The sequence below is a fragment of the Niveispirillum sp. KHB5.9 genome (assembly GCF_048066115.1).
Lineage (GTDB): Bacteria > Pseudomonadota > Alphaproteobacteria > Azospirillales > Azospirillaceae > Niveispirillum.
Window position 1 is genome coordinate 52227 of sequence record NZ_JBLTYX010000022.1, and the last position, 21185, is coordinate 73411.

General features: G+C 65.6%; 17 protein-coding genes. 6 read left to right on the top strand and 11 right to left on the bottom strand.

The window, feature by feature from the left end:
* Positions 1-42 precede the first annotated feature (42 nt).
* Together ACM9HJ_RS25805 and pssA are read left to right on the top strand one after the other, a co-directional pair.
* On the top strand, positions 43-735 hold the full coding sequence (locus ACM9HJ_RS25805) for a phosphatidylserine decarboxylase (protein WP_416574664.1): 693 nt from the start codon (positions 43-45) through the stop codon (positions 733-735).
* Positions 735-1607 carry a CDP-diacylglycerol--serine O-phosphatidyltransferase gene (gene pssA, locus ACM9HJ_RS25810; protein WP_416574665.1) on the top strand — a complete coding sequence of 291 codons (873 nt, stop codon included), beginning with the start codon at positions 735-737 and terminating at the stop codon, positions 1605-1607. Before ACM9HJ_RS25805 ends, pssA begins: the two co-directional genes overlap by 1 nt.
* On the opposite strand, the gene ACM9HJ_RS25815 is transcribed toward pssA, so the two are convergent.
* The 6 genes from ACM9HJ_RS25815 to ACM9HJ_RS25840 form a co-directional block, all read right to left on the bottom strand.
* The gene (locus tag ACM9HJ_RS25815; RefSeq protein WP_416574666.1) at positions 1600-2379 is read right to left on the bottom strand and encodes an alpha/beta fold hydrolase; all 780 of its coding nucleotides are present in this window, start codon (positions 2377-2379) and stop codon (positions 1600-1602) included. The two genes, pssA and ACM9HJ_RS25815, sit on opposite strands and share 8 nt — an antisense overlap.
* 2 nt (positions 2380-2381) lie before the next feature.
* Entirely contained in the window at positions 2382-2915 is a 534-nt protein-coding gene (locus tag ACM9HJ_RS25820; RefSeq protein WP_416574667.1) for a VOC family protein, read from the bottom strand.
* A 24-nt stretch (positions 2916-2939) separates the two neighbouring features.
* Complete coding sequence (wrbA, locus tag ACM9HJ_RS25825) at positions 2940-3542, bottom strand: NAD(P)H:quinone oxidoreductase (protein WP_416574668.1); 603 nt, start codon at positions 3540-3542, stop codon at positions 2940-2942.
* Positions 3543-3553: 11 nt separating this feature from the next.
* Complete coding sequence (locus tag ACM9HJ_RS25830) at positions 3554-5725, bottom strand: TonB-dependent receptor (protein WP_416574669.1); 2172 nt, start codon at positions 5723-5725, stop codon at positions 3554-3556.
* Between the two features lie 338 nt (positions 5726-6063).
* A complete protein-coding gene (locus ACM9HJ_RS25835; RefSeq protein WP_416574670.1) occupies positions 6064-6915 on the bottom strand; it encodes an IclR family transcriptional regulator domain-containing protein in 852 nt (283 codons plus the stop codon).
* A gap of 68 nt (positions 6916-6983) precedes the next feature.
* The gene (locus ACM9HJ_RS25840) at positions 6984-8111 is read right to left on the bottom strand and encodes a CaiB/BaiF CoA transferase family protein (protein WP_416574671.1); all 1128 of its coding nucleotides are present in this window, start codon (positions 8109-8111) and stop codon (positions 6984-6986) included.
* Positions 8112-8317: 206 nt separating this feature from the next.
* Here ACM9HJ_RS25840 and ACM9HJ_RS25845 point away from each other — a divergent pair, with 206 nt between their 5' ends.
* Positions 8318-9094, top strand: a complete 777-nt coding sequence (locus ACM9HJ_RS25845; RefSeq protein ID WP_416574672.1) for a citryl-CoA lyase — start codon at positions 8318-8320, stop codon at positions 9092-9094.
* A gap of 23 nt (positions 9095-9117) precedes the next feature.
* Here the strand turns inward: ACM9HJ_RS25845 and ACM9HJ_RS25850 are convergent, their stop codons facing one another.
* Entirely contained in the window at positions 9118-9858 is a 741-nt protein-coding gene (locus tag ACM9HJ_RS25850) for an SDR family oxidoreductase (RefSeq protein ID WP_416574673.1), read from the bottom strand.
* An 87-nt stretch (positions 9859-9945) separates the two neighbouring features.
* On the opposite strand from ACM9HJ_RS25850, the gene ACM9HJ_RS25855 reads away from it, so the two are divergent.
* On the top strand, positions 9946-10599 hold the full coding sequence (locus ACM9HJ_RS25855; protein ID WP_416574674.1) for a TetR/AcrR family transcriptional regulator: 654 nt from the start codon (positions 9946-9948) through the stop codon (positions 10597-10599).
* 5 nt (positions 10600-10604) lie between these two features.
* On the opposite strand, the gene ACM9HJ_RS25860 is transcribed toward ACM9HJ_RS25855, so the two are convergent.
* Positions 10605-11330, bottom strand: coding sequence for an extensin family protein (locus ACM9HJ_RS25860; protein ID WP_416574675.1), 726 nt, complete (start codon positions 11328-11330; stop codon positions 10605-10607).
* A gap of 338 nt (positions 11331-11668) precedes the next feature.
* On the opposite strand from ACM9HJ_RS25860, the gene ACM9HJ_RS25865 reads away from it, so the two are divergent.
* The gene (locus tag ACM9HJ_RS25865; RefSeq protein ID WP_416574676.1) at positions 11669-17962 is read left to right on the top strand and encodes a HAMP domain-containing protein; all 6294 of its coding nucleotides are present in this window, start codon (positions 11669-11671) and stop codon (positions 17960-17962) included.
* A gap of 18 nt (positions 17963-17980) precedes the next feature.
* Positions 17981-20086 carry a response regulator gene (locus tag ACM9HJ_RS25870; protein ID WP_416574677.1) on the top strand — a complete coding sequence of 702 codons (2106 nt, stop codon included), beginning with the start codon at positions 17981-17983 and terminating at the stop codon, positions 20084-20086.
* A gap of 11 nt (positions 20087-20097) precedes the next feature.
* Here the strand turns inward: ACM9HJ_RS25870 and ACM9HJ_RS25875 are convergent, their stop codons facing one another.
* From ACM9HJ_RS25875 to ACM9HJ_RS25885, 3 genes are all read right to left on the bottom strand, one after another.
* Entirely contained in the window at positions 20098-20361 is a 264-nt protein-coding gene (locus ACM9HJ_RS25875) for a DUF5985 family protein (protein ID WP_416574678.1), read from the bottom strand.
* Between the two features lie 112 nt (positions 20362-20473).
* Entirely contained in the window at positions 20474-20743 is a 270-nt protein-coding gene (locus ACM9HJ_RS25880) for a DUF5985 family protein (protein WP_416574679.1), read from the bottom strand.
* Between the two features lie 3 nt (positions 20744-20746).
* Complete coding sequence (locus tag ACM9HJ_RS25885) at positions 20747-21112, bottom strand: hypothetical protein (protein WP_416574680.1); 366 nt, start codon at positions 21110-21112, stop codon at positions 20747-20749.
* Positions 21113-21185: the final 73 nt, after the last annotated feature.

Here is a 21185-nt window from a genome sequence, read left to right on the forward strand (position 1 = left end):
TATGGCCGCCTGATCCACCAATAGCGGGTAGCCGCGAAAGACATGTCCGCGCTGAAAACCGTCATCGTCCCGATCAACAAGGCCGGCTGGCCTTTCATCGCCCTGTTCGCCGTGGTGTCCGCCCTGCTGGCCACCTGGTCCCCGGCGCTGGGCTGGATCGGGCTGGTCCTGACCGCCTGGTGCGTCTATTTCTTCCGCGACCCCGATCGCGTGACGCCCACCAAGCCGGGCCTGGTCATCAGCCCGGCCGATGGCCGCGTCACCCTGATCACCAAGGCCGCCCCGCCGCCCGAACTGGGCATGGGCGAGGAGAAGCTGACCCGGATCAGCGTGTTCCTGAACGTGTTCGACGTGCATGTGAACCGCTGCCCCACCGACGGCGTGGTCAAGGCCGCCGAGTACAAGCCCGGCAAGTTCCTGAACGCCGACTTGGACAAGGCCAGCGACGAGAATGAGCGCATGTCCATCCGTCTGGGCCTGCCCGACGGGCGCGAGATGGCGTTTGTGCAGATCGCCGGTCTGGTGGCGCGCCGCATCATCTGGTGGGTGGCGCCGGCGCAGGCGCTGAAGGCCGGCGAACGCTATGGCCTGATCCGTTTCGGCAGCCGCTGCGACGTCTATCTGCCCGACGGCGTGCATCCGCTGGTCGTCGTGGGCCAGAAGATGATCGCCGGCGAGACCATCCTGGCCGATCTGAACAGTGCCGAGGAACAGCGCGAGGGCGAGGTCCGCTGATGCCGGTCGAGGAGAACCCGCAGGCCAGCCGCGCGGGTCACCGGCACCGGGTGCGGCGGCGGCTTCGGCCGCCCCGCCTGAAGGGCCTGTCGCTGAACAACATGCTGCCCAACATGCTGACGATGCTGAATCTGGCATCGGGCATGACCGGTATTCGATTCGCCATGGAGGGCAAGTACCAGGAGGCGGTGATCGCCATCGCGGTCGGCGCCCTGTTCGACATGCTGGACGGGCGCATCGCCCGCATGCTGAACGCCCAGTCGAAATTCGGCGAGGAACTGGACAGCCTGTCCGACGTGGTCAGCTTCGGCGTGGCCCCGGCGATGATCCTCTATCTCTGGTCGCTGGATGATGCCCGCACCATCGGCTGGATCGCAGCATTGTTGATGGGTGTGTGCGCGGCGCTGCGCTTGGCACGCTTCAACACCATGCTGGGGGCCGCGGCGGAAAAGCCACCCTTTGCCTATAACTACTTCACCGGGGTGCCTGCCCCGGCCGGGGCCTTCCTGGCGCTGCTACCCCTGATCGCGACGCTGGAGGTCGGGCCGGGCTGGTTCGACAGTCCGTGGATCGTCGTGCCCTGGACCGTGGGCGTGGCCGGCCTGATGATCAGCGCCATCCCCACCTTCTCCATGAAGGGGCTGCGCATTCCGCAGCGCTATGTGGTGTTCGTGCTGCTGGGTGTGGGCGCCACGGCGGCGGCCCTGGTCAGCGCGCCTTGGGCGACGCTGTCGGTGGTGGGGCTGGCCTATATCGCCAGCATCCCCTTCTCCGCCCGGCGCTACAATGTGCTGGCGGAGGAAGCGGCGAAGCTGCAGGAGGCGTTGGCGGCAGGGGTGGAGGACAAGGAAGGCAATCCGCCCGTCACATAAGGACGAAGCGGTGGATGGTGTCGTTGCAGGCACTGGCATGGCTGATATTGGCCATATGTCCGGCGCCTGGAAGGATCAGACTTGTGGCCTGCGCCAGGCCGTCCGCCAGCCTTGCGGCGGATTGCACCCGCGACCAGGCATCACCATCGCCGACCATGACCAGGGCGGGACAGGTGATCGCGGCCAGCAGGCCATCATCCACCGGCAACGGTTCCGGCGGGGCCAGCAGGTCGCGGCCCTCATAATCACCCAGCATCTCGTCCAGCAGGCGGGCCGTCGCGGTGTCTGTGACTTGCAGCATCGGATGTGAACGCCAGAGGCGGTGGGCGGCCGCCACCTCCCCTGCCCGCACCAGTTCCACCAGTCGGGCCATGGGCAAGGCCGGTTCACGGGTGGGATCAGGCGAAACCGCATCATGAGGGGCGGCCAGCAGGATCAGCCCGGCGACACGGGCCGGATGGCGGGCGGCGGCGGACAAGGCCACGCGGCCTGCCTGCGAATGGCCGACCAGCACGGCGCGGTCGATCCCGAAATAATCCAGCAGCGCCGGCACATCGTCCGGTTCCCGCGCCAGGCCGGGCGGGGCGGGCGACCGGCCGAAACCGCGCCGGTCGGGCAGCAGCAGGGTGAAATGGCCGCCCAGACCCTCCACCTGCGGCCGCCACATGCGCCGGTCCAAGGTCCATCCATGCAGCAGCAGCAGGGCCGGCGCACCGGACCCCACCCGTTCCACGGACAGGGTCCCGCCGGCCACGGGCACGTTGAAGGCCATGGTCAGTGGCGGAATGTATTGTTGATGTCGTGGTTGCCGGCCAGCCAGCGCACCAGCTCATCCCGCGCCGTCGCCTGCTTGCCCTCGGCCAGGGCCGCCGCCTCCGGCGCGTCATAGGTGAATTCCAGGATCATGCCGTTGGGGTCCTTGATATAGACCGACCGGCAATAGCCATGTTCCAGCGTATAGGTCTCCGGCTCGGTGAAGCCCGCCGCACGGATGCGGGTTTCCAGCTGCGCCTGGGTGTCGGCATCGACATGCAGGGCGATATGGTGGAAGGGCGATTCCGGCATTTCCGGCCCGAACAGCTTCTGGTCGTCGGGATCGGCAAACTGGAAGAAGGCCAGCGCGCTGCCGTCGCCCAGGCCGAAGAAACAGTGGCAGTAGGTGCGCTCCGCCCCGAACAGCATGTCCTTCTCGCACCAGGTGGCGATCAGCGGGATGCCCAGCACATCCTCATAGAAATGCCGGGTCGCCTCCAGGTCGCGGGTGACATAGGCGGTGTGGTGCAGGCGGTTGGGAAGCTTGGCTTTCATTGTCGTTGTCCTCTCCCTGATGGTTCAGCCGAACAGCCTTGTGGCGATTTCCGTGACATGGCGGCCCTGGAAACGGGCGCCTTCCAATTCATTGGCGCTGGGCTGGCGCGACCCGTCGGCACCGGCAAGCGTGCTGGCGCCATAGGGGGTGCCGCCGCTGACCTCGTCCATCCTCACCGCCCCCGTCCAGCTATAGGGCAGGCCGACGATCACCATGCCGTGATGCAGCAGGGTGGTGTGGAACGAAGTGATCGTGGTTTCCTGTCCGCCATGCTGGCTGGCGGTGGACACGAAGACGCTGCCCACCTTGCCAACTAAAGCGCCCTTGGCCCACAGCCCGCCCGTCTGGTCCAGGAAGTTGCGCATCTGGGCGGCCATATTGCCGAACCGGGTGGGCGTGCCGAAGATCACGGCGTCGTAATCGCCCAGCTCACCGGGGCTGGCGATGGGGGCGGCCTGGTCCAGGCGGATGCCGGATGCCTTGGCGACCTCATCGGGAACCAGTTCCGGCACGCGCTTCACCGTGACGTCGGCCCCCGGAACGGACCGCGCGCCTTCAGCGATGGCCGCCGCCATGGTCTCCACGTGGCCGTAACTGGAATAATAAAGGACAAGCACCTTTGCCATGAGTATCCCCTTTAAAATTTCATGCCATATTCCAGGCCATACCGCCGGGGCCGTCCCTTGAAGACGAAGCCGCCGGGCGAGAATTCGGCATTGTATTTCTTGTCGAACAGGTTGTCGGAATAGGCGGACAGGGTCCAGTTCTCTCCCTCCAACCCCAGGCGGACATCGACAATATCCAGCGGGTCACGGACCGTGCTGTTCTGGATGTCGAACCAGGTCCTGCCGATGCGGCGATAGTCGGCACGCATCGTGCCGGACAGGCCGCTGTCGCCCAGGGCTGTGGTGTATTGGGCCCCGACATTCAGCGTGTAGCGGGAGATCAGCGGCGCCTCGTTGCCCAGCACGGTGGGATCGGGGAATTCCTTGATCTTGCTGTCGGTAAAGCCGTAGCCGACATTGACCTGCAGACCCGTGGTCAGGAAGGCGGTGGCGTCCAGTTCGAACCCGCGCAGGCGGGTTTCCGGCACATTGCCCAGGTTCTGGGTCGAGTTCGCGGCCAGGAAGACGAAGAAGTACGAATTGTCGGAGATGGTGTTGTAGACGGAGCCGTTCAGGCGCAGCTTGCGGTCCAGCAGCTGTGATTTGAACCCGGCCTCCACGGTGCTGGCCGTTTCCGCCTTGAACACGTCCGACACGCCCAGGATGCCGTTGGATGCCGCCACCGCGCCCACCCCGGTCTGGTTGAACCCGCCGCTGCGGAAGCCCTTGGAATAGCCGGTATAGAGCGTCAGCGCCTCATCCGCCTTGTAGGTCAGGGTGAATTTCGGCTGCCAGGCGGTGAAGGTCTCCTTGCGCACCTCCCCCGACCGGCCGGCGGGGAAACCCGCGACATTGGGCAGGAAGGCGGTGGGCGTCAGGGTGGTGTTCTCCCGCTTGTCCTTGTCATAGCGCAGCGACAGGTCGGCGGTCAGCTTCTCGGTCAGGTCGTAGCTGCTGCTGGCGAACAGCGCCCAGGCGAAATTATCCTGACTGTCGGCCAGGAAGGAGAATTGCGGGTTGCGCGGATCGGTGCTGGGCGTGCGGTAGACGGGGAACACCCCCTGCCCCCGATCGATCATGTTGCCGGTGGAGATGTAACGCTTGGTGCCGATCATGTAGCCACCGACGCTCCACTGGAACCGGTCGGTGGTGGGCGAGGCGAAGCGCAGCTCCTCGCTCCAGGCCTTCACGTTCAGATACTGGCTCTGGTTCAGATCGAAGCCCAATATCTGGAAGAACAGGCTTTCCTGGATCGGCAGGAAGTCGAAGGCGTCACCGGTCAGCACCTCCTTCACCATGTCGTAGGAGGTGACGGAGGTGAGGCTGCCGGCATCCGTCTCATATGCAATGCGCAGCGAGGTGCCGTACATGTCGCGGTCATTCTGGCCGGGATTGTTGACCCGCACCGGCAGGCTGGTGTCGTTCACATCGGTGACGATGTTGAAATAGAGCGCCTGGGTGCGCAGTTGCGACGCCGACCCGCGCACATCCACGGTCAGATTGTCCGTGGGCTGGAACAGCAGGGTGCCGCGCAGCGACAGATCCTCGTACGGATCGGCCTTTTCATCCAGATAGGCGTTGCGGATCAAGCCGTCATTATTGACGTAGGACCCAGCCAGCCGGAATTTCACCTTCTCCGACAAGGGCCCGCTGATCCCGGCGCGGGCGGAATAGCCGAAGCCGTTTTCCACCCCGACCTTGACGCGGGTGTCGAACGTGTCGGTCGGCTGTTTGGTGCGGATGACGATGGCACCGCCGATGGCGTTGCGGCCATAGAGCGCCCCTTGCGGACCTTTCAGCACCTCGATCTGGTCGATATCGAACAGTTCCTGGCTGAACTGCGCGGCATTCACCTGCTGCACGCCATCGACAATGACGGCCACCGACGGCTCGGAATTGCGGGCCTGGGTGATGCCGCGGATGATGATGAAGGCGTTGCCGGCGTTCTGCGTTTCCACCAGCGTCACGTTGGAGGTCAGGTCGATGAAATCGGCCGGCTTCTCGATGCCCGCCATTTCGATGGCATCGGCGGTGAAGGCCATGATGGCGGCCGGCACATCCTGCTGCGCCTGCGGCCGGCGCAGGCCGGTGACCACCACCTCCTCGATCTCCTGGTTGGATTGGGCGCCGGCCGGCGCCGTGGCCGCCAGGGCAAGGGCCGAGGCGCCGGCTAAACAGGCGAGGCGCCAAGAGGAACGTGCCATGCAAAACCTCCCGTTCGTCACTTGTCATTGAAGGCGCACGTCGTTTTCCGCCGCTTCGGCGGTCGGTGCGCTTGGGTCCGCGTGTGGCGCGGCCGTCGGATCGTTGCCCGTGATGCGAACAATCCATCCTTCGATTATCGAAGTCAAGTTCGATGTTCGAAGTTTTTTCCGTTGTCGAAGAATGCGGTGCGCACAAAGAAAAACGCCCCGGCGGGTGGGCCGGGGCGTTGGTGGGACGTAGGTCAGGTCGAGCCGAAGGCGAGCCCTGACGAGTGATGGTGCGGGAGAATTGTCAGGGCTCGGGGCTTTGCTCCTCGACCTGACCTACGGCATCAACCTCAATTCCTGGCCAGCGAGTGCATCAGGAAGGGCCATTGCTGCAACGATGCTTCGATACCGCGGGCGGCGGTGCGCAGCAGCGGCAGGCGGGTGCGCACCAGCTCATCCTGGGAGATGCGGGTGGTGGAGGTGGAACAGTTGATGGAGGCGCAGACATTGCCCTCCTTGTCGCGCACCGGCACGGCGACGGAGACGATGCCGTAATCCAGCTCGTCCAATGCTGAATCATACCCGACCTCCCGCACCCTTTGCAGGCGGCTGGCCAGTTCCTCGCGGTTGATGATGGTGCGTTCGGTGAAGCGGGTCAGGTTGGCCTTGGCCAGATAATCGGCCAGTGCCGGGGCCGGCTCATGCGCCAGCATCACCTTGCCCAGCGAGGTGGCATGGGCCGGAAACCGCGTGCCGACGCTGGCGCCGATGCGGATATGGCGGTTGGTGGAGACATGCACGAGGTACAGGATGTCATGGCCGGACAGGGTGGCCATGGAGGCACTGTCGCCGGTCTCGTCGCGCAAGGCCTGGAGGTGCGGTGTCACCACCTGTTCCAGGTTCATCGAGGCCAGATAGGCCGAGCCGAAGACCAGCACCTCCGGCCGCAGCAGGAAGCGCCGCCCGTGCCGACCGACATAGCCCAGCGCCACCAGCGTGTTCAGGCAGCGCCGCGCCACGGCAGGGCTCAAACCCGTCGCGGCCGCCACCTCGCTCAACTGCATTTCCGGGCGCTGCTGGTTGAAGGCGCGCAGGACCGTCAGGCCGCGTTCCAGGGTCAGCAGATATTCGGGGTCCTTCTCCCGCTCCGCTGCCGGCTCCCGCTCCGCCGCCGGTTCATCCTTCACGCCCGTGTCCGCCATCGCGTCTGCCCTGTCCGCCGAAATCCCAGCGGGCCAGCTATAACCGCAGCACCGGCCGACCGCCAGAACTATGCTTTGCCCAGGAGGACGGCGTTATGTTCGCCCAACACCGGCGGCGGCGTGATGGTCAGGTCGCGCTCGCCATCGAAGGTGACGGGGGAGCGGACGGTGCGGAACGTACCCATCTGCGGGTGCTCGGCCTCCACTGCCAGACGCAGGTGCCGGGCCTGATCGGTGGCGAGCGCCGCCGCCGCGTCATGCACGGGGGAGTGCGGCACATCCTGGCGGCCCAGCCGGTCGCACCAGTCGGCCAGGCTGCGGGTGCGGAAGATGGGGGCCAGCTGTTCCACCACCTTCTCGTAATTGGCGATGCGGGCCTGGCGGTCGGCGAATTCCGGGCGTTGCAGCATGTCGGGCCATTCCACGGCCTGGGCCAGCCCTTCCCAGAATTTCGGCGGCGAGGACATGTGCAGCGCGATCCATTTCCCGTCGGCACAGACGAAAACGTAAGACTGCGACACTGACGGCCGGGAATAAGGCCCCATGATCTGGTCGGCGGAGAAGAAATGGGTGAAATCATCCAGGTTGAAATGGCACATGGCCTCCAGCATGGACAGTTCCACCAGCCGCCCCTTCCCCGTGCGGTGGCGTTCATGCAGGGCGCCCAGGATGCCATAGGCGGCATAGAAGCCGGTGATCGCATCGGCCAGGGCCGGGCCCACCACGCGCGGGTTGTCGGGGTTCAGCACCAGGCGCAGAAAACCACTGGCGGCTTGCGCCACCGTGTCGAAGGCCGGGCGCTGGCTGTCCGGTCCCGTGGCGCCGAAGCCGGAAATGGCGCAATAGATCAGGCGCGGGTTGAGCGCCCGCAGCCTTTCGGCATCGACATTCAGCTTGGCGGCCGCACCGGGGCGGAAATTCTGGATGAAGATGTCGGCACCGGCCACCAGCTCGTCCAGCTTCGCCCTTCCGGCCGCATCGCGCGTGTCCAGGGTGATGGAGCGCTTGTTGCGGTTATAGGTCTGGAAATGCGGGCTGTAGAGGCCGCCATTGAAGGCGCGGAACGGGTCGCCGGTGCCCGGCTGTTCGATCTTCACCACATCCGCACCCAGGTCCGCCAGCAGCATCCCCGCCGCCGGCCCGGTGATGAAGGTGCCCATTTCCAGTACCCGAACATCCTTCAGGACTTTTGCCATCTCATGCTCCAATCGGGGGAAGGGCCGCGGATGCAAGGGCCGGGCGGCGGGGCATATCCCCGAGGCCGGACGGCGGGCGCCGTCGCTTCCTGCCTTCCGGTATATCGACTTCGATAATCGAAATCAACTTCGATCATCGAAATTTACTTGTCAGGAAAGTCGGGCTGGGATTAGGTGGGTGGCAGACGACCCACGGGAGCAGCCCCATGCGCATCGGCAAGACCGACCAGCCCCTCACCGCCATCTCCACTTCCGACGCGGACAGCATCACGGTACGGGGGCTGGATCTGTGCGGGGAGATTATCGGCAGGATGGATTTCACCCGCTATTTCTGGCTGCTGGTCACCGGCACGCATGCGGATGAGAACCAGCATTTCTTCGCCGATGCGGTGCTGACCGCCATCGCTGAACATGGGCTGGTGCCCAGCGTGGTGGCGGCACGCATGACCTATGCCGCGGCACCGGAGGCGTTCCAGGGCGCGGTGGCGGCCGGCCTGTCGGGCTGCGGCACCGTCGTGCTGGGCAGTGCGGAGGTGGCGGGGCAGTTCCTGGCGGAACTGGTCGCGGCGGCGGGGGATGGTGATCCGGCACCTGTGGCGGCGGCGCGTCTGGCCAAGCATAGGATGGAAAAGCGCGCCGTGCCGGGTTTCGGCCATCCGCTGCATGCCGATGGCGACCCGCGCGCGCGCCGGCTGCTTGAACTCGCCGATGAACGCGGCGTCGCCGGTCGGCACATCGCCATGCTGCGCGCGGTGAAGGCGGCCCTGCCCCATACCCATGGCCGCGACCTGCCGATCAATGTCAATGGCGCCATCCCGGCGGTGATGCTGGATATCGGCTTCCCGCTGGCGGCCCTGAAGGGCATATCGCTGCTGGCCCGCACCGCCAGCCTGATCGCCCATCTGCGGGAGGAGGCGGAGCGGCCGATCGGCTTCATCCTGGCGGACGAGGCGGCGAAGTCCATCACCTATGATGGTGGTTGACGCCGCCCCTCCAACCACACGTATCAGGCGTTCAGGCCGCCATCCACGGTGACGACCGATCCGTTGATCTGGCGCGCCGCCGGGCTGGCCAGGAAGGCCACCGCCGCCGCCACATCCTCTGGCACACCATAACGCCCCAGCGGGGTCAGGGCACGCAGCCCGTCGGAGAAGTCGCCATCGGCGGGGTTCATGTCGGTGTCTGTGGCCCCGGGCTGCACCAGGTTGACATTGATGTCGCGCGGCCCCAGTTCCCGTGCGAGACCGCGGGCCAGGGAAACTTGCGCCGATTTCGTCATCGAATAGACCGTCACGCCGGCGGCGACCATGCGATCGGCCAGCGAGGAGCCGATCAGGATGATGCGCCCGCCCGGGCCCAGATGCGGGATGGCCGCCTGGGTGATCAGGATCGCGGCGCGGACATTGATGTTCAGCAGCGCGTCGATATCCTCCGGGCTGATCTCCGCCAACGGGCCGCCGCGGGCGATGCCGGCATTGTTGACCAGGATGTCGATGCCGCCCAACCCAGCTACCGTCTCCGCGACGGAGCGCTTCACGGCCGCCGGGTCGGCGCTGTCCGCCTGGATGGCAAGGCCGCGCCGTCCCTTGCCCTCGATGGCCCTGACGACCTCCGCCGCGCGGTCGGCCGACTTCTCATAGGTGATGGCGACATCCGCGCCCTTCTCCGCCAGCGCCAGGGCAATGGCCGCCCCGATGCCACGCGATCCGCCCGTTACCAGGGCGCGCTTACCATTCAACTCACTCATCATCTGATCCTTTTCTGTATCGATCGACACATAAATGCATAGCTAGGATCATTGCCGGTCGACGTCAATGGAATTATATATCGATCGATGCAGAATTCAAATGAACCAACCCCCGCCCCCCAACTGCTAGCCGGTCGCGCCCGGGGGCGGCCGCGTGCCTTCGACCGGGAGGCGGCCCTGGCCAACGCCACCCGGCTGTTCTGGACCAGGGGGTTCGAGGCGACGTCAATCAGCGACCTGACTGAAGCGATGGGAATCGGTTCTCCCAGCCTGTATGCCGCGTTCGGATCGAAGGAGGCGCTCTATGCCGAAGCGCTGGCTTATTACGGCCGGAACTATGAGAGCTTCGTCTGGGCCAATTTCAAGGCGGCCGGAACGGCGCGGGCGGCAGTCGAGGCACTGCTGATGGATTCCGCTGCCGCCCTGACCGGCTGTGTCGCCGACATTCCGCATGGCTGCATGGTGACCCTGTCGTCGGTAGACAGCGAGGGGCATGCGGTGTTGGGCGGGATGGTGCGGGCGGCCCGCGCCGTGACGCTGGAACGACTGAAGGCGCGGCTGGAACGCGGCATCGCGGCGGGAGAGATTCCGGTCACGACGGACATCCACGCTCTTGCCCGCTTCGTGCAGACGCTCCAGAGTGGCATGTCGATCCTGGCCCGCGACGGGGCCGGCCGGGTGGAGTTGGAGGCGGTGGCAGCTACCGCCATGCTGGGATGGGACGCGCGCATCGGCGCCTGACGCCCTCACCGGCAGATGCCGAAGCGGGCCATGTCCAGATGGAAATGATCGCGGTGCAGGGCGTTGTATTCGGGGCCCAGCACCGTGCGGAAAATATCGCACGCCCCGTCATGCGCGTCGCGCCAGAACAGAGCGCGCGGCCCTGTTCCGCCCCTTTCCCCCCAATCGCGGACCAGCGTCGTCTCCCGCCCATCGGCCAGGGTGATGGCGGCGATGTCGATGGCGTTGGCGGTGGCGTGTTGGCTGCGCCGCCCCCCTTCGCCGCGACCGGTACGCACGGCGCGGCAGGCATACGTGCCCAGATGGCGGGCGGAGATCGGCCTGGTGCCCAGATGGCGCTCGGCAGCCGGGATCAGCACATGCCGTTCATAAAGCGCCAGCCCAGCCAGCACCGGGCAGGAAGCGGTTACGCGTCCCTGATAGCGCAGCAGGGATTGGCGCAGGGTGGCCGCACCCGACAGGTCGCAGCCCGGTTCCGCCCCTTCCCGATCGGGTATGGTCGAAACATCCACCCCCGCCCGGCCGAGCCAGGCGAGGCAGGCGGGCGTATCGTCGGCCAGCCGCGCCAATTGCCAACTGGTCAGCCAGCCCGGCTTCTGTGCCGGGTCGGGCAATGCCCAGGGGTTCCAGCGCGCGAGGATGATCGACGCCGGTTGGCCACCGCGCCCGGCGGCCATGATACCCAGGCCGCCCAGAACCAGCAGCAGAAGGATGATCGATATCCGTTTCACGCAACCAGATATGGGATGGGGATGACCGCCCTGCCAGTATCATTCCCGCAATTGGTGCGGACGCAGGGCGGAACTATGGATTCGGCAGCGATACGATCCAGGGCTACCCGCCCACCGGTTCACGGTTGGCATAAGACATCAGGCTAGGCGGCGCAGACCATTGCCCTACTCGCCGATTGCTCGACAATCCGGTACCCGTATGGAGGGGGAAAAGGAGGTACCCGTCGGTCCTCCGTCCGACGCTTTTGGTGTGTTTGTTGGCACCCTGCTCGTCGCGAGGCGGGCCGGGTCCGCCATTTCCCCCTGTTGTGCGACACGGGTTTCCCAGGGGAAAAGCGATGACGGCCGAACTCGACACCATCGACACTGCCAATGACGGCATGCTGCCGGTGGGCATGCCCGCCAACGACATGACCTCCCTGGACCTGGATGCGCTGCTGGCGGGGCTGCAGGCCATGCGGGCCGGCGATTTCTCCGTGCGGCTGCCGGGGAACCTGACCGGGCTGGCCGGCAAGGTCGCCGACACCTTCAACGACATCGTCGCCGCCAACCAGCATATGGCGCAGCAGCTGGAACATGTCGGCCAGGTGGTGGGCCGCGACGGCAAGACCCGCACCCGCGTGCGCTTCGGGCTGGCCAGTGGCGCCTGGACGGACATGGAGAATTCGGTCAACTCCCTGATCGACGACCTGCTCTGGCCCGTCAACGCCGTCACCCGCTCCATCAGCGCCGTCGCCAAGGGCGATTTGCTTCAGACCATGCCGCTGGACGTGGATGGCCGCCCGCTGAAGGGCGAATTCCTGCGCGCCGCCACCATCGTGAATGCCATGATCGGACAGCTGGGCATCTTCACCTCGGAAGTGACGCGCGTGGCGCGCGAGGTGGGTACCGACGGCAAGCTGGGCGGCCAGGCCCAGGTGCGCGAGGTGACGGGCGTGTGGAAGGATTTGACGGAGAGCGTCAATTCCATGGCGTCCAACCTCACCGCCCAGGTGCGCAACATCGCCGACGTGACCATCGCCGTGGCCAATGGCGACTTGTCCAAGAAGATCACCGTGGACGTGCGCGGCGAGATTTTGCAGCTGAAGGAAGCCATCAACACGATGGTGGACCAGCTGCGGTCCTTCGCGTCGGAAGTGACGCGCGTGGCGCGTGAGGTGGGGACGGAAGGCAAGCTGGGCGGCCAGGCGCTGGTGCCCGGCGTGGCCGGCACCTGGAAGGATTTGACAGACTCTGTGAACGCCATGTGCGGCAACCTGACGGCGCAGGTCCGCAATATCGCCCAGGTGACGACGGCCGTGGCCCGCGGCGACCTTTCCCGCAAGATCACCGTGGACGTGTCGGGCGAGATCCTGGAGCTGAAGGAGACCATCAATACGATGGTCGACCAGCTGAACGCCTTTGCCGGTGAAGTGACGCGCGTCGCGCGAGAGGTGGGTACCGAGGGCCGCCTGGGCGGTCAGGCGCAGGTGCCGGGCGTGGCCGGCACCTGGAAGGATTTGACGGACAGCGTGAATTCCATGGCCGGCAACCTGACGGCCCAGGTCCGCAACATCGCCGAAGTGTCCACCGCCATCGCCAATGGCGATCTTTCCAAGAAGATCACCGTGAACGTGTCGGGCGAAATCCTTCAGCTGAAGGAAACCATCAACACGATGGTCGACCAGTTGAACGCCTTCGCCGGCGAGGTGACGCGCGTGGCGCGCGAGGTCGGTACCGAAGGCCGCCTGGGCGGTCAGGCCAACGTGATGGGCGTGGCCGGCACCTGGAAGGATTTGACCGACAGTGTGAATTCCATGGCCGGCAACTTGACGGCCCAGGTCCGCAACATCGCCGAAGTGTCCACCGCCATCGCCAACGGAGACTTGTCGAAAAAGATCACCGTGAACGTGTCGGGCGAGATTTTGCAGCTGAAGGAAACCATCAACACGATGGTCGACCAGCTGAACGCCTTTGCCGGCGAGGTGACCCGCGTGGCGCGAGAAGTCGGTACCGAAGGCAAGCTGGGCGGTCAGGCGCAGCTGAAGGGCGTGGCCGGCACCTGGAAGGATTTGACGGACTCGGTCAATTCCATGGCATCCAACCTGACCGGACAGGTGCGCAACATCGCCGAGGTGGCGACCGCCGTGGCGCAGGGCGATCTTTCCAAGAAGATCACCGTGAACGTGTCGGGCGAGATCCTGCTGCTGAAGGAAACGCTGAACACCATGGTGGATCAGCTGCGTTCCTTCGCCGGCGAGGTGACGCGCGTGGCGCGCGAGGTGGGTACCGAGGGCCGGCTGGGCGGGCAGGCCAACGTGTCGGGCGTGGCCGGCACCTGGAAGGATCTGACCGATAGCGTGAATTCCATGGCCGGCAACCTGACGGCCCAGGTCCGCAATATCGCCGAAGTGTCCACCGCCATCGCCAATGGCGACCTTTCCCGCAAGATCACCGTGGACGTGCGTGGCGAAATCCTTCAGCTGAAGGAAACGCTGAACACCATGGTGGATCAGCTGAACCGCTTCGCGTCGGAAGTGACGCGTGTGGCGCGTGAGGTCGGCACCGAGGGCAAGCTGGGCGGTCAGGCGCAGGTGCCCGGCGTGGCCGGGACGTGGAAGGATTTGACGGAGAACGTCAATTCCATGGCGTCCAACCTGACCGGCCAGGTGCGTAACATCGCCGAGGTGACGACAGCCGTGGCGAGAGGCGACCTTTCCCGCAAGATCACCGTGGACGTGAAGGGCGAAATCCTGGAGCTGAAGAACACCATCAACACCATGGTGGACCAGCTGAACGGCTTCGCCGGTGAGGTGACGCGCGTGGCGCGCGAGGTCGGTACCGAAGGCAAGCTGGGCGGTCAGGCACAGGTGCCCGGCGTGGCCGGCACCTGGAAGGATCTGACCGACAATGTGAATTCCATGGCCGGCAACCTGACCGGTCAGGTGCGTAATATCGCCGAGGTGGCGACCGCCATCGCCAATGGCGACTTGTCCCGCAAGATCACCGTGGACGTGCGCGGGGAAATCCTGCTGCTGAAGGAAACGCTGAACACCATGGTGGATCAGCTGCGTTCCTTCGCCGGTGAGGTGACGCGCGTGGCGCGCGAGGTGGGTACCGAGGGCAAGCTGGGCGGCCAGGCCGTGGTGCCCGGCGTGGCCGGCACCTGGAAGGATCTGACCGACAATGTCAACCTGCTGGCCGCCAACTTGACCACCCAGGTGCGCAACATCGCCGAGGTGACCACGGCGGTGGCGCGCGGTGACTTGAGCCGCAAGATCACCGTGGATGTGAAGGGCGAGATTCTGGAGCTGAAGAACACCATCAACACCATGGTGGACCAGCTGAACGCCTTTGCTGGCGAGGTGACGCGCGTGGCGCGCGAGGTAGGCACCGAAGGCAAGCTGGGCGGCCAGGCGCAGGTGCCCGGCGTGGCCGGTACCTGGAAGGACCTGACCGACACGGTGAACGTCATGGCCGCCAACCTGACCGAACAGGTGCGCGGCATCGTGAAGGTGGTGACGGCGGTGGCCAACGGCGACCTGAAGCAGAACCTGACCGTGGCGTCGAAGGGCGAGGTGGCGGCGCTGGCCGAGACCATCAACAACATGACCGACACGCTGGCCACCTTCGCCGATCAGGTGACGTCGGTGGCGCGCGAGGTGGGCGTGGAAGGCCGGCTGGGCGGCCAGGCGCATGTGCCGGGTGCGGCGGGCACCTGGAAGGATCTGACCGGCAACGTCAATCTGCTGGCCGCCAACCTGACCACCCAGGTCCGCGCCATCGCCGAGGTGGCGACCGCCGTGACCAAGGGCGACCTGACCCGGTCGATCCAGGTGGAGGCCCGCGGCGAGGTGGCGGAACTGAAGGACAATATCAACACCATGATCGGCAATCTGCGCCTGACCACGGAGCGCAATACCGAACAGGACTGGCTGAAGACCAACCTGGCCCGCTTCACCAGCATGCTGCAGGGCCAGCGCGAGCTGACCACGGTCGGCCGGGTGCTGCTGTCGGAACTGGCGCCGCTGGTCGATGCCCAGCATGGCGTGATCTATCAGGTGGAGAGTGAGGGGGCGACCCCCGGCCTGCGCCTGCTTTCCGCCTATGCCGATGATCCCATCGTCGGCCATCCGGAACGCCTGGGCATGGGCCAGGGCCTGATCGGGCAATGCGCGCTGGATGCGCGGCGCATGCTGATCACCGAGATGCCGTCCAATGTGGTTCCGATAGGTTCCGGCGTATTCAAGGCCCTGCCCCGCAACGTCATCGTCCTGCCCGTGCTGTTCGAGGGCCAGGTGAAGGCGGTGATCGAGCTGGCGTCGCTGGGCGCCTTCACCGATCTGCAGATGACCTTCCTGGAACAGCTGACCACCGGCATCGGCATCGTGCTGAATTCCATCGAAGCCACCATGCAGACCGAAGGGTTCCTGAAACAGTCGCAGCAGCTGGCCGGCGAATTGCAGACCCAGCAGCGCGAATTGCAGCAGACCAATGAACAGCTGGAACAGAAGGCCCAGCAGCTTGCCGAACGCAATGTCGAGGTGGAAGCCAAGAACCAGGAGATCGAGCAGGCCCGGCGGGCCTTGGAGGAAAAGGCCACCGAACTGGCGCTGACGTCGAAATACAAGTCGGAATTCCTGGCCAATATGAGCCACGAGCTGCGCACGCCGTTGAATTCCATCCTGATCCTGGGCCAGCAGCTGGGCGACAATCCCGATGGCAACCTGTCCGACCGGCAGGTGGAATTCGCCCGCACCATCCATGGCGCCGGCACCGACCTTCTGAACCTGATCTCCGACATCCTGGACCTGTCGAAGATCGAGTCCGGTACCGTGTCGGTGGATGCGGAGGAGATATTCTTCTCCAACCTGCTGGAGGTCATGGCCCGGCCCTTCCGCCACGAGGCGGAAAGCCGCAAGCTGGGCTTCGAGGTGGTGATGGCGCCGGACCTGGACCGGAGCATGATCACCGATGCCAAGCGGTTGCAGCAGGTGCTGAAGAACCTGCTGTCCAACGCCTTCAAATTCACCGAACGCGGCGGCGTGCGCCTGACCGTGTCGCCAGCCAAGAGCGGCTGGAGTGCGGAGAATGCCAGCCTGAAGCACGCGGCCAGCGTCGTCGCCTTCGAGGTGTCGGATACCGGCATCGGCATCCCGCCGGAAAAGCAGCGCATCATCTTCGAGGCGTTCCAGCAGGCCGATGCCGGCACCAGCCGCAAATATGGCGGCACCGGCCTGGGCCTGGCCATCAGCCGCGAGCTGGCCAACCTGCTGGGTGGCGAAATCCACCTGCGCAGCCAGCCGGGATCGGGCAGCACCTTCACACTGTACCTGCCGCTCACCTATGCCGGCGTCACCGCGCGGCTGCCGGAACCTCAGCAGCACGGACGTCCCAACCTGCCCGCCGGCCTGGTCGTGCGCATGCCGGAACGGCCGATCGAGGCGGTGCCTGACGACCGTACCAACCTGTTGCCCGACGATACCGTGCTGCTGATCGTGGAGGATGATCCGCACTATGCCCGCGTCATGGTCGATCTGGCGCATGATCGCGGCTTCAAGGTGCTGGTGGCCCATCGCGGGGCGGACGCCCTGGCGCTCGCCCGGGAATTCAAGCCCACGGCCGTGTCGCTGGACGTGTTCCTGCCCGACATGCTGGGCTGGACGGTGCTGAGCCAGCTGAAGCAGAGTCCCGCCACCCGCCACATCCCCGTGCAGATCGTCACCCTGGACGAGGATCGCCAGCACGGTCTGGCCCGCGGCGCCTTCGCCTTCCTCAACAAGCCGACGACGACCGAAGGGCTGGAGGCGGCCCTGGCCCGCATTCAGGAATATGCCCGTCCGCGGCGCAAGCGCCTGTTGGTGGTGGAGGACAATACAGCCGAGCTGATGAGCGTGACGGAGTTGCTGGGCCATGACGATATCGACATTTCCACCGTCGGCACCGGCGGAGACGCGCTGGAAAAGCTGCGGTCCGAACCTATCGACTGCGTCGTGCTGGACCTGAAGCTGCCGGACATGTCGGGCTTCGAGGTGCTGGAAAGCATCAGTGAGGATGAGGATCTGCGCGACGTCCCCGTCGTGGTGTTCACCGGCCGCGAATTGTCGCCGGACGAGGATGCGCGGTTGCACACCATGGCCCGCAGCGTGGTGGTGAAGGGCGTGGAAAGCCCCGAACGCCTGCTGGACGAGACGGCCCTGTTCCTACACCGCATCGTGTCCGACCTGCCCGGCCCCAAGCGCCAGATGCTGGAACGGCTGCACAGTTCCGACGATGATCTGGTCGGCCGCACCGTGCTGCTGGTCGATGACGATGCCCGCAACATCTTCGCCCTGTCCAGTGTGCTGGAACGGCGCGGCATGGTGGTGCTGACAGCCACGACGGGCAGCGAGGCCATCTCCGTCCTGGAATCGCGGTCGGATGTCACCATCGTGCTGATGGACATCATGATGCCCGGCATGGACGGGTATGAGACCATGCAGGTGATCCGGGCCAAGCCGGTGTTCCGCCGCTTGCCCATCATCGCCCTAACGGCCAAGGCCATGAAGGGCGACCGGGAGAAGTGCCTGGAAGCCGGCGCGTCCGACTATCTGGCCAAGCCCGTCAACACCGACCAGCTGCTGTCCGCCCTGCGGATGTGGCTGCATCGTTGAGGCGGGGGGGAGGCGGCAATGGCCATCAAGCAATCCGACAAGGTCAATATCCTGCTGGTCGACGACCAGCCCGCCAAGCTGATGAGCTATGAGGTCATCCTGCGTGACCTGGACGAGCATCTGCTGAAGGCCAATTCGGCGCGCGAGGCGCTGGAACATCTGCTGCGGCACGAAGTGGCGGTCGTCCTGATCGATGTCTGCATGCCGGAGTTGGACGGGTTCGAGCTGGCGGCGATGATCCGGGAACATCCGCGCTTCCAGGATATCGCCATCATCTTCGTCTCCGCCATCCAGGTGGCCGATCTGGACCGGCTGCGGGGATATCAGGCCGGCGCCGTGGATTACGTGCCGGTGCCCGTGGTGCCGGAGGTGCTGCGCGCCAAGGTCCGTATCTTCGCCGAACTGTTCCGCAAGACCCGCCAGTTGGAGCGGCTGAATGCGGAGCTGGAATTGCGGGTGAAGGAACGCACTGCAGCATTGGAGGCATCCAACGCCCGCCTCACCGACAGCGAACAGCGCCGCACCCTGGCCATGGCGGCCGGGCGCATGGGGTCCTGGGACTGGGACGTGGCGTCGGGCATCTGCGCCTGGGACGAGGGGCAGTTCCGGCTTTACGGCTTGGAGCCCGGCGCGTTCGTGCCCAACCAGGAAAGCATCGCCGCCTTCATCCATCCCGACGACCGGCAACTGGTGCATGAGGCCAGCTGGGCCGCCGTGAAGGCGGGCCAGCCGCTGAATACCGAATTCCGCATCCGCCACGCCGATGGCAGCTGGCGCTGGTGCGTGTCCATCGCGGCGGTCAGCCCGGATGCGGGCGGCGGCCCCACCCGGCTTTGCGGCATCACCTATGACGTGACCGAACGCAAGAATGCCGAACATGCGCTGCGCACCCTGAACGATGATCTGGAACGGCGGATCGAGGAGCGGACGCGCGAGCGCGAACATGCGCTGGCCCAACTGTTCGAAGCACAGAAGATGGACACGATCGGCCAGCTGACCGGCGGCATGGCCCATGATTTCAACAATCTGCTGATGGCCATCCTGGGCAGCCTGGAATTGATGAAGAAATGGCTGCCGCCAGACGATGCGCGCATCCTGCGCCTGCTGGATAATGCCAGGCAGGCGGCGGAGCGCGGGTCGGCCCTGACCCAGCGCCTGCTGGCCTTCGCCCGGCGCCAGGAACTGAAGCCGGAGGCGGTGGACGTCTCCCGCCTGGTCGGCGGTATCGAGGATCTGTTGCAGCGCGCCCTGGGCCAGAGCGTGCGCATCGCCAAGAGCCTGCCCAATGACCTGCCGCCGGTCTGCGTCGATGCCAACCAGTTGGAACTGGCGCTGCTGAACCTGGCGGTGAACGCGCGCGATGCCATGCCGGTGGGTGGCGTGCTGGGCGTTGCCGCCAAGACGGAAGAAATGGAGGCCAAGGACGGCCTGCGCCCCGGCGCCTATGTCCGCATCACCGTATCGGACAGCGGCATCGGCATGGATGCCGATACGCTGGCCCGCGCCACAGAACCGTTCTTCACCACCAAAGGCCCGGGCAAGGGTACCGGCCTGGGCCTGTCCATGGTGCATGGGCTGGCCGCACAATCGGGCGGGCGCCTGAAATTGTCCAGCAAGCCGGGCAAGGGTACGACCATCGACCTGTGGCTGCCGCGGGCAGAGGTGATCCTGCCCACGGGTGAGGTGGTGGCATCCCTTGGCGGGGTAATGGAAGGCGGTACCATCCTGCCGCGGTCGGTCCTGCTGGTCGATGACGACACATTGGTCAATATCGGCACCGCCGCCATGCTGGAGGATCTGGGCCATAATGTTGTCAGCGCCCATTCCGGGGCCGAGGCGCTGGAGATCATGCGGTCGGGCCAGCATATCGATATCGTCATCACCGACCACGCCATGCCCGGCATGACCGGCATGGAACTGGCGCGTCATCTGCGGCGTATGCGCCCCGACATGCCGATCATCCTGGCATCGGGCTTCGCCGAGCTGCCGCAGGGTCCGGACGAGGTGCTGGACCTGCCGCGTCTGGCCAAGCCCTATCGGCAGGAGGATCTGGCCGCCTCGCTGCTCGTCGTCCTGGGGCAGAGCCCGACGGCACCCAATGTCATTCCATTATGGGGAAGGTGAGGGGTGGGGTATCACCGTGACCGCCGCCTGGCGTTCTTCTCCACCACGGCGGCGATGATGATCATGAAGGCCAGCAGCCGCAGAAGATAGAGCCAGCTCACCTCCTCGCGCGGCAGGTCGGCCACGGCCACCAGTCCCTGGTTGAGCGCCAGCAGCCAGAAGGCCACCGCGAAGGCACCGAACAGCAGGTCACGGGTGCGTGACCAGAACCGCAGGAAGAACAGGCCGGCCAAGAGATAGCCCATCGTGATCAGGCCCCAGATGAAATGCTGCATGGCCCCTCTCCTTTTGTTCCCTCAAGCGCCGGGCGCCGCCATCCGGCGGCTTGGCTTGCGCGCCACGTGGCGCAGGCCGGCGGTCGCCGTCCTGATGAACCAACCACGCCCCTCAATCCGCATCCCAGACGAAGCCGATCAACAGCACGCAGATCGCCCCCAGCGACGTGATCTGGCGCATCGGCTGCAGATCGACATCGGGCAGCAGCCACATGTCGAGAACGACGAACAGGTTGTTGAAGGCCAGCAGCACGAAGCAGATGGCCACCCACATCAGCAACCTGACCCGGCTGGCCCGGTATGACCTGACCAGCAGCGCCGCGCAGGCTGTGCTGGCCGCGAAGCAGAGCAGGTAGATGAAGGGCTGGATGGCGAAGTCCATGGGTCAGTCCCGCTTCAGCTTGAAGGCATCGGCCAATGTATAGAGCTTCTCGTTGGGGGCTGTCAGGATGGCGCGGTGCACCGCGAACGGCTTGTCACGGTGCGCCTCCTCCAGCTTTTCCGCCAGGCGGTCCAGAACGGGCGAGGCCGGGGCATAGCGGAACAGCCTGTCGGCATCGGTAGTGACCAGGCCGGCATTGCTCAGGGCTTTCAGTCCCTGGCTGACGGCCGGCAGGCTGCCGCGCAATTCCAGCACCAATTCCTGTTCCGTCCAGCCGCGCTCACGGTGGCCGCGCAGGAACATCACCAGTTCCAGTGCCCAGACGGACTTGAAGGATGTTTGGATGAAGTCGAGCAGTTCCTTGTCCATCACCACCGTGTACGGTCAATCCGTCCGCTCGACAACCTTGCGACTTGGACTAGGCAATTCGTGCGGAAGAGGT

Coding starts and splice junctions, on each gene's coding strand:
- ACM9HJ_RS25805 (WP_416574664.1), top strand. CDS start 43: ATGTCCGCGCTGAAAACCGTCATCGTCCCGATCAACAAGGCCGGCTGG.
- pssA (WP_416574665.1), top strand. CDS start 735: ATGCCGGTCGAGGAGAACCCGCAGGCCAGCCGCGCGGGTCACCGGCAC.
- ACM9HJ_RS25815 (WP_416574666.1), bottom strand. CDS start 2,379: ATGGCCTTCAACGTGCCCGTGGCCGGCGGGACCCTGTCCGTGGAACGG.
- ACM9HJ_RS25820 (WP_416574667.1), bottom strand. CDS start 2,915: ATGAAAGCCAAGCTTCCCAACCGCCTGCACCACACCGCCTATGTCACC.
- wrbA (WP_416574668.1), bottom strand. CDS start 3,542: ATGGCAAAGGTGCTTGTCCTTTATTATTCCAGTTACGGCCACGTGGAG.
- ACM9HJ_RS25830 (WP_416574669.1), bottom strand. CDS start 5,725: ATGGCACGTTCCTCTTGGCGCCTCGCCTGTTTAGCCGGCGCCTCGGCC.
- ACM9HJ_RS25835 (WP_416574670.1), bottom strand. CDS start 6,915: ATGGCGGACACGGGCGTGAAGGATGAACCGGCGGCGGAGCGGGAGCCG.
- ACM9HJ_RS25840 (WP_416574671.1), bottom strand. CDS start 8,111: ATGGCAAAAGTCCTGAAGGATGTTCGGGTACTGGAAATGGGCACCTTC.
- ACM9HJ_RS25845 (WP_416574672.1), top strand. CDS start 8,318: ATGCGCATCGGCAAGACCGACCAGCCCCTCACCGCCATCTCCACTTCC.
- ACM9HJ_RS25850 (WP_416574673.1), bottom strand. CDS start 9,858: ATGAGTGAGTTGAATGGTAAGCGCGCCCTGGTAACGGGCGGATCGCGT.
- ACM9HJ_RS25855 (WP_416574674.1), top strand. CDS start 9,946: ATGCAGAATTCAAATGAACCAACCCCCGCCCCCCAACTGCTAGCCGGT.
- ACM9HJ_RS25865 (WP_416574676.1), top strand. CDS start 11,669: ATGACGGCCGAACTCGACACCATCGACACTGCCAATGACGGCATGCTG.
- ACM9HJ_RS25870 (WP_416574677.1), top strand. CDS start 17,981: ATGGCCATCAAGCAATCCGACAAGGTCAATATCCTGCTGGTCGACGAC.
- ACM9HJ_RS25875 (WP_416574678.1), bottom strand. CDS start 20,361: ATGCAGCATTTCATCTGGGGCCTGATCACGATGGGCTATCTCTTGGCC.
- ACM9HJ_RS25880 (WP_416574679.1), bottom strand. CDS start 20,743: ATGGACTTCGCCATCCAGCCCTTCATCTACCTGCTCTGCTTCGCGGCC.
- ACM9HJ_RS25885 (WP_416574680.1), bottom strand. CDS start 21,112: ATGGACAAGGAACTGCTCGACTTCATCCAAACATCCTTCAAGTCCGTC.